The sequence below is a fragment of the uncultured Faecalicoccus sp. genome (assembly GCF_944325745.1).
GTDB lineage: Bacteria > Bacillota_I > Bacilli_A > Erysipelotrichales > Erysipelotrichaceae > Faecalicoccus.
On sequence record NZ_CALVBG010000048.1, the window covers coordinates 1 to 10719 of the forward strand.

General features: G+C 44.5%; 12 protein-coding genes and 1 other annotated feature. All 12 genes read left to right on the forward strand.

Features of this window, described 5'->3' with window-relative positions; translation table 11 throughout:
* Positions 1 to 231, forward strand: a 231-nt coding sequence (locus Q0J48_RS05405; protein ID WP_296242332.1) for a GDSL-type esterase/lipase family protein, incomplete at its 5' end; no start/stop codon positions are given.
* Between the two features lie 32 nt (positions 232 to 263).
* Positions 264 to 1451, forward strand: a complete 1188-nt coding sequence (locus Q0J48_RS05410) for an O-antigen ligase family protein (protein WP_296242334.1) — start codon at positions 264 to 266, stop codon at positions 1449 to 1451.
* A 33-nt stretch (positions 1452 to 1484) separates the two neighbouring features.
* Positions 1485 to 2681 carry a peptidoglycan DD-metalloendopeptidase family protein gene (locus Q0J48_RS05415; RefSeq protein WP_296242335.1) on the forward strand — a complete coding sequence of 399 codons (1197 nt, stop codon included), beginning with the start codon at positions 1485 to 1487 and terminating at the stop codon, positions 2679 to 2681.
* Positions 2682 to 2694: 13 nt separating this feature from the next.
* Positions 2695 to 4044: an RsmB/NOP family class I SAM-dependent RNA methyltransferase gene (locus Q0J48_RS05420; RefSeq protein ID WP_296242338.1), complete on the forward strand. Its 1350-nt coding sequence runs from the start codon at positions 2695 to 2697 to the stop codon at positions 4042 to 4044.
* The gene (locus Q0J48_RS05425; RefSeq protein ID WP_296242340.1) at positions 4034 to 4891 is read left to right on the forward strand and encodes a YitT family protein; all 858 of its coding nucleotides are present in this window, start codon (positions 4034 to 4036) and stop codon (positions 4889 to 4891) included. Before Q0J48_RS05420 ends, Q0J48_RS05425 begins: the two co-directional genes overlap by 11 nt.
* Before the next feature lie 13 nt (positions 4892 to 4904).
* A complete protein-coding gene (locus Q0J48_RS05430) occupies positions 4905 to 5630 on the forward strand; it encodes a hypothetical protein (protein WP_296242341.1) in 726 nt (241 codons plus the stop codon).
* Between the two features lie 59 nt (positions 5631 to 5689).
* Positions 5690 to 6892, forward strand: a complete 1203-nt coding sequence (locus Q0J48_RS05435) for a DUF2130 domain-containing protein (RefSeq protein WP_296242342.1) — start codon at positions 5690 to 5692, stop codon at positions 6890 to 6892.
* 37 nt (positions 6893 to 6929) lie between these two features.
* Positions 6930 to 7568, forward strand: coding sequence for a hypothetical protein (locus Q0J48_RS05440; RefSeq protein ID WP_296242343.1), 639 nt, complete (start codon positions 6930 to 6932; stop codon positions 7566 to 7568).
* Between the two features lie 2 nt (positions 7569 to 7570).
* On the forward strand, positions 7571 to 8443 hold the full coding sequence (locus tag Q0J48_RS05445) for a M15 family metallopeptidase (protein ID WP_296242344.1): 873 nt from the start codon (positions 7571 to 7573) through the stop codon (positions 8441 to 8443).
* Positions 8444 to 8493: 50 nt separating this feature from the next.
* Positions 8494 to 8718 (forward strand): DUF3791 domain-containing protein, encoded by a 225-nt coding sequence (locus tag Q0J48_RS05450; RefSeq protein WP_296242345.1) that lies wholly within the window; start codon positions 8494 to 8496, stop codon positions 8716 to 8718.
* Positions 8719 to 8770: 52 nt separating this feature from the next.
* Positions 8771 to 9002, forward strand: a binding site (T-box leader).
* A 31-nt stretch (positions 9003 to 9033) separates the two neighbouring features.
* Complete coding sequence (gene hisZ / locus Q0J48_RS05455) at positions 9034 to 10146, forward strand: ATP phosphoribosyltransferase regulatory subunit (protein ID WP_296242348.1); 1113 nt, start codon at positions 9034 to 9036, stop codon at positions 10144 to 10146.
* On the forward strand, positions 10143 to 10719 hold a 577-nt coding region (gene hisG, locus Q0J48_RS05460), incomplete at its 3' end, for an ATP phosphoribosyltransferase (RefSeq protein ID WP_296242352.1). The genes hisZ and hisG, both read left to right, overlap by 4 nt.

Sequence of the window (10719 nt, forward strand, 5' to 3'; positions counted from 1 at the left end):
CAGGTCGATCCGTACACAGTAGGACTGCGCTCCAATGATCAGATCCAAAAGGTCAATCAAGGTTTGCGTGAAACCGCAAAAAAAGAAAAGCTCGATTATATCGATCTCTATTCCGCTTTAAAAGATGATCAGGGAAATCTCAAGGCGGAATATACGGTGGATGGTCTACATTTGAGTGATGCCGGATATCAGGTGGTACAGGAAATCATCGAGCCCTATTTGGATGCTTGAAGTCAAAGAGTAGATTGGATAGAATGAAAACAATGAAAGAATGGATATTAGAGCTGCGCTCTTTGAGAGGGTATGATGCGCTTTTTATCGGACTGATCGTTTCCTTGTTTTGTACCCAGATCATCACGGCCGCATATTTGTTGATCGTTTTAGGGGTGGCTCTTTATAAAAAAGAATTGATCCCAGCCCTTCGCAAACAACCAGGCGCCCTTTGGATCTATGCCTTTATCGGACTGCAGGTGGTTGTTTCCGCTTTTGAACAGAATATTGTAGGACTTGTTAATGCGTTAGGCATGGGACTGGTGATGTTGTGGCTGGCCCTTTATCGGGAAAAGATTCATCCTAAGACATTGACCTTGGGAATTGATTTGATGCTTGTGCTCTCGATTTTGGCGGGGATTTATGCCCTGGTCCAATTTCAGGAATTCTCTCAGGCAAAAGGCTATTCCTTTTGGGAATTCCATATCCAGAATTCACCGAAACGAAGGATCATGGCCACTTTCGATAATGCCAATCTCTATGCCACGATGTTGGAGATGTGGATCTTTTTAGGTGTCTATCGGTTCACGCAAAATAAAAAGATTTCCTACCGGCTTTTTGTCGTTTTGGTTTCTTTCTTTAATTTTGGATTGTTGTTGTTGACGGGCTGCCGAACAGCCTTGTTGCCTTTTGTGATCGTGATTCCTTTGTTTTTGTGGCTGGCCAAAGAAAAAGGCTGGTTTTGGCTTTCGGTGCTCGTGATGGGGGCAGGGATCCTGTTTGTCTGCTTAAATCCATCGATGATTCCGCGCATTACCGATATGAGTACGCTGGAATCACGGTTCAAGATCTGGCGATGTGCCTGGATTGGTTTCTGCGCCTATCCTTTGTTTGGTTTAGGGCCGCAATCGTATGGCATGTATTACCGAATGTTTGATGGCCACAAAGCGCCGCATTGCCACAATATCTATATTGATGCCTTTGCTTCCTATGGGATCCTTGGCGTTGTATTGCTTGTGATCTATGCTTTCCGTTACTTATTGCCGGAGATCTTTTCCGTGCGCAAAACCAACCCTCGTTTGTTTGGACTGATGGTCGGTATGATCGGGATCTTTTTGATCCATGGCCTTTTGGATGTAACGATGAATGTGCTTGCGACATCGCTTGTTTTCCTGATGATCTTAAATTCGGCACCCCTTTATAAAAGGATTGAAAATTCATCAAAAAATATGATAAGCTAAGGGCGAAGAAAACAGACAGTAGAAGGAGATTTTATGCGAATTTCTCAATTCTTGGTCTGCTTTTTTTTGCCTTTTTCTTTAGGGAGCACCTCTGTTCAAACCGATTGGATGGAGCAGCTCCAAAAACTCGAAAACCAAGTGCAGACTTGTGATTCGGCTCATGCTTCTTCACTCTCCGAAGATCTTTCTAAACTCTACCAAGAGATCATTTCCCAAAAAGAAAAGATCCAGACAAAGAAAGATCAAGTGGAGGATCAAAAGTTCGAACAAAAGGAAGCCCTGCGTCAACAAGAGACAAAGATCGAACGTCAAAAAGATCAGCTTGCGATTGAATTATTAAAGAATCAAAGCACGTATCCGATATCTTCAAAAGATCTGCGAAAGCCTTTAGAAGAACTGGTGGTTCAAAACGACAACTATCGATTACTTCAAGATCAGGTTCAAAAACTCGAGAAACAATGGGAATCTTTTCAAGTTTCTGCTCAAGAACTGGAAGCGATCCAAGAGCGTATCGAAGCAGCGCAAAAGGAGTTGTGGATCCGCTTTGGACAAGATCAAAGGCCCGACAGAAAAACCAGTCACACTTTTGATTCTCATCAGATCATTCAAGGTACGCAAGATCTTCCGGCGTTTGGTGGGATGCATGCCAACGACTGGCAAGTTCCGTATACTTGCTTGAATCCCCAGGCTTCGATTGCGGAAACGAGTCCGTTTTTTCAAGAACTCATTTTAGGGGCATCGATCTCGGCGGGGACCTGGACCTATCCGCAAGGAGGACTTCATCTAGGAATGGATCTGGCTGCGAATCTATATTCGGAAGTCTTGGCTCCAGCCAATGGACTGATTCTGTATGCCGATACACCTTGTGATTCCAACGACGGCTATTTAGGCAACTGGGAAGGCTGGCCCTATGGAGGAGGCAATACGATCTGTATGATGGTCTCGGTTCAAGAGAAGCTGTATGCGATCTCGCTAGCTCATCTTTCCAATGAATTCTATGTCCAGGCCGGACAACAAGTTCATCAAGGCCATGTATTGGCACTGTCGGGAAACAGCGGAAACAGTACCGGACCGCATACGCACGTTGAAGTTTTTGAAATTCATGTTTCCCTGGAAGAAGCGGTGACTTATTTTATGGAGCAGGCTGATTTTGCCTTTGGCTGCGGATGGGATGAGCCGGCAACTTCCAGTGCGATTGCGACGCGCCTTCGCCCGGAAACTGTAATATAATAAGAGATAGAATATGGAAACACTTTTTTTAAAACGGATGAAAAATGATCTAAAGGATGATTACGAGGCCTTTGTGGAAAGTTTGTCTCGGCCTTTGTTGCGGGGTCTGAGATATGATCCCCGCAAGATCACACTAGAAAAATTAAAGGATAACGCTCCTTTGGGAAAACAAAGTCCTTTTTGTCCGCAAAGTTTTTATGTGGACCAGGCTTTGGGAAACCACCCTTATCATATTGCGGGCGCCTTTTATTTACAGGAGCCTAGCGCATCCAGTGCTGTGGAGATCTTGGATGTGCAGCCCGATGATATCGTATTGGATCTTTGTGCTGCCCCGGGCGGTAAAACCACACAGATTGCTTCCCGGTTAGAGGATGGCTTTCTGGTCTGCAATGAATACGATCCCAAGCGGGCGATGGTCTTGTTGTCGAATTTGGAGCGGATGGGCGTGCGAAATTTTGCCTTGACCCAAGGGGAAGTGGGCCCCTTATGCGAACAGCTGCATGATTGTTTTGATAAGGTTTTAGTCGATGCCCCTTGTTCGGGGGAAGGCATGATGAAAAAACACGATGCGGCGATGCAGTCATGGTCTTTGAGTCATGTTCAAGCTTGTGCCCGCCGTCAAAAAGAGATCTTATCCTCCGCTTATCAGGCGCTGAAAAAGGACGGGATCCTGGTGTATTCGACTTGTACGTATTCCCGAGAAGAAAACGAAGAAGTAATCGCCGCTTTTTTGAAAGAACATCCCGATATGATCCAAATCGATCCGCATGGTTCTTTTGGCAGGCAAGGGATCCCCACTCCAGGGATGGATGCGAAGAAAGTGGTTCGGATCTATCCGATGGATGGCGGCGAAGGCCACTTCGTATGTAAGATGAAAAAGATTGAAGGACAAACGCGCGCTTTACCGACGCAAAAGTTGAAAAAAACTGATCTGAAAACACAGGAAGAGTTAAAGAAATGGATCCATTGGATTCCTGACCAGATTCGGATCCAAAACAATCAGGTCTATGTCATGGATCATCCGTTTTTGAAATGTTCCCAGGTTCGTATGATCCGCCAGGGAGTCTTGGCAGGAACCTGGATCAAAAATCGTCTGGAACCGGCACACGCTTTATTTCAAGCTTTTCCTAAAGAGAATTATGTATTGACGCAGGAACTGAGCCTGGAACAAATGGATGAAGTGATGCATGGGGCTCCTATCGCCTCCCAAGTTTCCAAAGGATACGTCGCATATTGTATTGACGGACTGCCTTTTGGATTTGGCAAAAGCGATGGACAGCGCATCAATAATAAGATCCCCAAAGGCTTGCGTCTTTTGCCCGGCAGTCATGTGAAAAAGGAGAACGAAGAACATGAAAGATGAAGTCATGAAGTATGTGAAAGTGATCGCAGGAAGTTTTTTATTTTCCTTAGGGATCTATTTATTCATCACGCCCAGCGCTTTAAACTCCGGCGGTGTTGTCGGGGTTGCCCAGATCTTGAATCTTGTCTTACGACCTTTGAATCCGAATCCTGAGAATTTGGATCTGACCGGGTTTATGAACTTGTTATTGAATGTACCGCTGTATATTCTGGCCTTGCGATCGATCTCCAAATCTTTCTGTATCCGTACCTTGATCAGCATTTTGATCCAGATGGTCACCTTGTCTTTGCTGCCTCCGATCCATGAAGCCGTCATGCCGGATATGCTGAGCAATTGTGCTTTCGGGGCCCTGATGAGCGGTGTCGGGGTCGGCCTTTGTCTTCAGAGCAGTTCCTGTGCCGGCGGGATCGATATCTTGGGCGTCTATTTTTCCAAAACCAAGCCGGATTTTTCGGTCGGGAAACTTTCGATCCTTTTGAATATCTTTGTCTTTGCGATCTTTGCCTATATCGTCGATGTACAAAGTGCACTTTATTCCATCATCTTTGTTGCCCTGATGTATACGGTAGCGGATCGTGTGCACTATCAAAATATCAATATTTCCGCTATGATATTTACAAAGAACCCGGATTTAAAAATGGAGATCTTACAGCGTCTGCATCGCGGCGTGACGCGTTGGGATGGAACGGGCGTCTATACGGGGGAGCATGAAGACATTTTAGTTGTCGCCTTGAACAAATATGAGATTCGCCGTTTAGAGAAGGTCATCCAAGAAGTGGATCCGCAGGCATTTGTGATCTTGAATGAAGGACAAAAGATCCATGGCGGATTTGAAAAGCGGTTATAAGGAGGATACCCATATGAAAAAATTCGCGAGTATTTTAATGGTTCTAGCTTTGTGCGGCTGCGGTTCACAAGAAATTGAATCCATTCGATTATCTTGTGATCAAAAAGATCTGGAAGTGGATGAAACCATAAAGATCAAAGTACAAGTGGAACCCGAATCCATCGAGCTTTCGGAAGACTCTTTCCATGCGACCAAAGATCCGGATCTGGATTGGGATGGAGAAGTACTTCGCTTTACGGCTGATGAGGCTGGCGATTATCAAATCACGGCCAGCCAGGATGGTGTTTCCAGTAATACTTTGATCTTGAGTGTCAAAGAAGATCCGAAAGCTTCAAAAGAAAAAGAAGAAGCGGATGATGAAAAGACATCGAAAGAGCCGGAAGAACAAAAGACGGAAGAGGAATCGGAAGTCCAAAACCAGCCATCTTCTTCTGAGGAAACAGAAGAAGAATACACTGTTTCCTGGTCGCAAAGTGATCCGCTTCAAGTGGATGAAGTTTGGGAATATGGAAATCTGCTAGTCAATACCGATCAAGATGTCTGGATCCGTGGCCAACTTCCGCAAACGATCCGCGATGAAGAAGAAGGAATGATCTTGTGGAATGAAGATCAGTCCATGATGGTCCAAATCGAGGATCCGGATCATCTGATCCAACAAGGGAATCAAAGTGTAACGCTGGTCGGTCCGATCTCGAAAACAGACTCCGGATATAAGATCACCGTAAAACGCGTCTATTGATCAGAGATTTTTCTCTGATCTTTTTATTTTCGGGTACAATAGAATCAGGAGGAATCTGTATGAAAGAAATACGTTGTCCCAATTGTCAGACGGTCATTCCAATCGATGATTCGTTATATATTGAGATCTTGAAACAAGTTCGCGATGAACAGTTTGAACAAGAAAAACAGAAGTTGGAAAAGTTGGATCAAGAAAAACGAAAAGCGGAGCTTTCTTTGATGGAGAAAGAATATCAGGCCAAACTGGAGAAGTTAAACTCGCAGGCAGAACTAGAAAAGAGTTCACTGATCCAAAAACAACAGTCGCAGCTTCAAGAAAAAGAGCAGGAGATTGAACGCTTAAAAAGTCAAAAAACGATCGAACTGGCCAAAGCCGAGCTTTCGTTCAAAGAAAAGCTTCAAGATCTGGAGAATCAGAAAAATCAAATCGAGGCTCAGAAACATGAGCTTCTCTTGAATATGAATCAAAAGCTCAAAGATAAAGATGAGATGATCGAATACTATAAAGATCTGAAAGTTCGTTTATCGACCAAGATGTTGGGAGAGACCTTGGAAAAACATTGCGAGAATCAATTCAATCAGCTGCGTGCCACAGGCTTTCAAAATGCATATTTTGAAAAAGACAACGATGCCTCTTCCGGCAGTAAAGGCGATTATATCTTCCGCGAGCTGGATGAACAAGGCAATGAACTCGTTTCCATCATGTTCGAAATGAAAAATGAAGCCGACAAGACTGCCACAAAAAAGACCAATGAATCTTTTTTCAAAGAGCTGGATAAAGATCGAAAAGAAAAGAAATGCGAATATGCGATCCTGGTATCTTTGTTGGAGCCGGATAGTGAACTCTATAACAGCGGGATCGTGGATGTTTCGTATCGCTATGAGAAGATGTATGTGATCCGTCCGCAATTCTTTATTCCGATGATCACGATCCTTCGCAATGCCGCTTTAAAAAATGCAGACCTCAAAAAAGAGCTGATGGAAAGCCGCATGCAGAATATCGACGTGACGCATTTTGAAGAAAAGATGATGGATTTCAAAGAAGGATTCACGAAAAATGTCGAGCTGGCCAGCCGCAAATTTCAAGGCGCCATCGATGAGATCGATAAGACCATCTCGCACCTGCAAAAGGTTCGTGAAAACTTGGCGGCCAGTGACAGACAGCTGCATCTGGCCAATAAAAAGGTAGATAACCTCAGTATTCGTTCCTTAACGTATAAAAATGAAACGATGACCAAACTGTTTAAAGAAAATAAGAAATAGAATGGTATACTAAAGAAAAGAAAGTGTGGGATTGATTATGAAATGCCGAAATTGTCAAAAAGAAAATCCGGAAAGTGCCAAGATCTGTGTCTTTTGCGGAAAACCGCTGTATGATACACCGCCGGCTTTTCATCCTCCTAAAGACGAGGAAGAAGTTGTCTTAAAGAAAGAAGAACAGCCATCGCCTGCTCCCCAGCCGAAACGGTCCAAGACGCCGATGATCGTCGCTATTGTTCTTGGGGCTTTGATCGTATTAGGATTGGCGTTTGCCGTGATCTTTGGTCTGCGGTATTCGCAGCAGATGGATCAAAAAGATGAACAGATCCAAGACTTATTAGAAGAAAATGATCAAGCTTGGGAAAGCCTTCAGGAAGAGCGGGAGGCTAGACAGGACGCCGAAGAAAAAGCACAAGAAGAAGATCCTTGGGAGGAAGAAGATCCGTGGGAAGATCCCATGCCTTTTGATCCAGGTACGTATGTAGCCAACTATAACATGGTCTTGCGCGACGGACCGGATTATGGAGCCAATCGTACCGGCTCTTTGAAGAAAGATCAATCCGTAGTGATTGAAAGTGTACACGAAGGAGCTTCAGACAGCTATTGGGGAAAAACAAGTTCCGGAAGTTTTGTATGTATCCAAGATCCTGATTATACATACTTAAGAAAGAGTGAGTAATTATGGCAAAGCCCAAAAGAAGATTGACGACTTTTGGAAAAGTGCTGATCACCATGATCGTGATCCTGTTTCTGGTTTTGTGTGTTTTGATCAGCCAGCTGGTGATCCAGCTTACGAAACCGCAGGAAGAAAACCAGGCAGAACAGGCCAAGGTGGTCCAGGAAGAAGTGGAAGAACCTAAGAAAGAAGAATCTAAACACAGTGCCCGCGAAGAAGCCTATGCCCAGGCCCATCCGGAATTATCCGAAGAGGAAGTCATCAAACGCGTGGCGATGAACTTAGATCAGGAACCTTATTCCCATCTGGAAGAAGTCCAGGATCTGGATTCGGATCTTCAGCTGGTCAATAAGTATTACGCCTTGCCGGCAGGGTATGAACCGGCCGATCTGGTCCCCGTTTCAAGCAGCGGCGAAAATGGAACGGTCATGATGCGCCAAAATGCGGCAGCGGCCTTTGAAGAACTTGTCCAGGCCAGCGCCCAACAAGGCTTTATCTTGAATGCCTGTTCTGCTTATCGCAGCTATGCCTACCAAGAAGGACTCTATAATAATGGAGTGGCCAATTATGGCCAGAAATATGCCGATGCTTATTGGACAAGGCCGGGAAGCAGTGAACATCAGACCGGGCTCAGTGTGGATGTACGCATGGATAATGATTTCAGCGATCTGGATGCCGTGCGCAACCATCCTCAATACGATTGGCTGTTGGAACATCTGGCAGACTACGGTTTTATTTTACGATATCCCGATGATAAACAAGAGTATACTTTGATTGCGCCGGAAAGCTGGCATTTGCGCTATGTGGGTCAAGAAGCAGCCCGGGAGATTGCCGATCACAATTGGTGTCTGGAAGAATATCTTTATTATCAAAACTGACACGCATCCTGTCACAATGAGGTCTATCTTATTCTTAGGAGGTGGACCTCATGAAACCAATGGATGAGATTTGTTTTATATTGTTGTGCCTTCAATGGATCGCTCAGATTAGAGGGCTGTCCGTTGAGCAAGCGTTGGATCTTTTCAATGCTCATCATGTTATTGAGAACTATATTCTGCCGTGCTTTTCCATCTTGAAACATCAAAGTCCGATCACGATCCAGAATGAGTTGCTGGCGATCTTGAATCAAAATGAAAATAATTTACATTTATGAAATAATTTTACATTTATTATTGACATTTGATTTCACATTGCTTATGCTTAAGACAGATGCAAAGAAGGGAAAGAGTAAGATAAGTTCCCGTTTCATAGAGACTTTCTGTGTGGTGAAAAGAAAGAGCGGCCTTATTTGAACACATCCTGGAGCACTCGGACGAAAGAAAAGTAGTCTAGATCGGAGACACCCGTTATCGTGTTAGAGTATGTCAGTACTTGAAGAGGTCCTGATCGTGAGATCCGGATGAAGTAAGGTGGAACCACGTTGAATACGTCCTTATCAGGACGTTTTTTTTGTATAGGAGGAATCGATATGCAGATCCATACACCCTTGGGGATGCGAGATTTGATCAAGGATGAAGTCCAGAAAAAAGAAGCTCTTAAAAACCGGATCGAAAGTGTTTTTTCTGCGTATGGCTATCAAGAAGTGATCGCTCCCACGATTGAATTTTTAGAGTCTTACCAGAAGGCGTTTTCAAACTTGCAGGTGGAACAGATGTATAAATTTTTCGATGCCCAAAGTCAGATCCTTGCTTTGCGAATGGATATGACCGTCCCGATTGCCCGGATCTGCGCTTCTAAATATAAAGACGCTTTGCCGCCGTATCGGTTTCGTTATTGTTCCAATGTCTTCAAGGTTCGCGAAAGCTTTGCCGGCCGGCGCAGCGAAGTGACCGACTGCGGGGTAGAGCTGATCGGACTTGATGATCAAAGCGATCTGGAAGTCATCACGTGTGCGTTAGATACCATGGCCGCTTTTGGCATGGATCACTATACGTTGGAAATTGGGAACAGTTCTTTTTTCAAGGTCGCTTGTCAATGTGCCCAGATCCCGGAGGAAAAGCGTGAAGAGTTGGCCTATAAGATCGATCAAAAAAGTCTGGTGGATCTTCAGGCGTTATTGCATGCGATGAAATTAGACCCGAAGGTTTGTGCTTTTTTTGAGAAACTGCCTTTGTTGAATGGGGGAGCAGAAGTGCTGGAAGAAGCTTTGCGCATCAGTTTTGATCCCCAGCTGCAAAGCATCGTGCAAGGTCTTCAGGATCTCTATCAGAATCTACAACAGTTAGGGTATAAGGATCATATCAGCTTTGATTTTGGAAAAGTACCGCATTTGGATTACTATACCGGGATCTTGTTTGAAGGTTTTGTAGAAGGAGTCGGCGTCAGTGTCTTGAGCGGCGGACGCTACGATTCTTTACTGGAAAAATTTGGCCGCGATCTTCCGGCCTGCGGCTTTAGTGTGAAGCTGGATTATTTATTAGAATCTTTGAAGACTCCTTCCAAGAAGATCTTGCGGTTGTATTATCCGCAAAACAAACAGCTGGAAGCCTATCAAAAAGCGCAGATCTTGCGCCAAGAGCATGAAGTATCCCTGATTCCTTGCCAGGCCCAAGAGATCCGGATCGAGGAGGATTCATTATGAGTTTGAGTATTGCCCTGACCAAAGGACGTTTAGAAAAAAAGACCGTGGCCATGTTAGAGAAGATGGGCTATGGAACCGAAAATCTCAAAGACAAAGGCAGAGCATTGGTCTTTGAAGATACGAAGAAGGACATCCGCTATTTCTTGGTCAAATCCAATGACGTGATCACCTATGTCAATCATGGGGTGGCCGATATCGGTGTTGTCGGCAAGGATACATTGATGGAAAGAGGAAATCAAAACTATGAATTGCTCGATCTGCAAATCGGAAAATGTAAATTCTGTGTAGCCTCGTTACCCGATAAAGATGTGTTTCAAAAAGTGGGTCATGTCAAGATCGGCACCAAATACCCGCATGTCGCTCGGGAATATTTCCTAAGCCGCGGGATCGATGTCGAAGTGATCAAGATCGATGGTTCAGTGGAACTGGCTCCCATTTTAGGGTTGGCGGATGGCATTGTCGATATCGTAGAAAGCGGGACGACACTCAAAGAAAATGGCTTGGTCATCTTAGAGGATGTCTGTGAAATCAGTGCCCGTGTGATCGTCAACAAAGCCAGTTTTAAATTAAAAC

What these genes read in the sequence shown, in the direction of transcription:
- Q0J48_RS05410 (WP_296242334.1), top strand. Translation starts at nt 264, where the DNA reads ATGAAAGAATGGATATTAGAGCTGCGCTCTTTGAGAGGGTATGATGCG.
- Q0J48_RS05415 (WP_296242335.1), top strand. Translation starts at nt 1,485, where the DNA reads ATGCGAATTTCTCAATTCTTGGTCTGCTTTTTTTTGCCTTTTTCTTTA.
- Q0J48_RS05420 (WP_296242338.1), top strand. Translation starts at nt 2,695, where the DNA reads ATGGAAACACTTTTTTTAAAACGGATGAAAAATGATCTAAAGGATGAT.
- Q0J48_RS05425 (WP_296242340.1), top strand. Translation starts at nt 4,034, where the DNA reads ATGAAAGATGAAGTCATGAAGTATGTGAAAGTGATCGCAGGAAGTTTT.
- Q0J48_RS05430 (WP_296242341.1), top strand. Translation starts at nt 4,905, where the DNA reads ATGAAAAAATTCGCGAGTATTTTAATGGTTCTAGCTTTGTGCGGCTGC.
- Q0J48_RS05435 (WP_296242342.1), top strand. Translation starts at nt 5,690, where the DNA reads ATGAAAGAAATACGTTGTCCCAATTGTCAGACGGTCATTCCAATCGAT.
- Q0J48_RS05440 (WP_296242343.1), top strand. Translation starts at nt 6,930, where the DNA reads ATGAAATGCCGAAATTGTCAAAAAGAAAATCCGGAAAGTGCCAAGATC.
- Q0J48_RS05445 (WP_296242344.1), top strand. Translation starts at nt 7,571, where the DNA reads ATGGCAAAGCCCAAAAGAAGATTGACGACTTTTGGAAAAGTGCTGATC.
- Q0J48_RS05450 (WP_296242345.1), top strand. Translation starts at nt 8,494, where the DNA reads ATGAAACCAATGGATGAGATTTGTTTTATATTGTTGTGCCTTCAATGG.
- hisZ (WP_296242348.1), top strand. Translation starts at nt 9,034, where the DNA reads ATGCAGATCCATACACCCTTGGGGATGCGAGATTTGATCAAGGATGAA.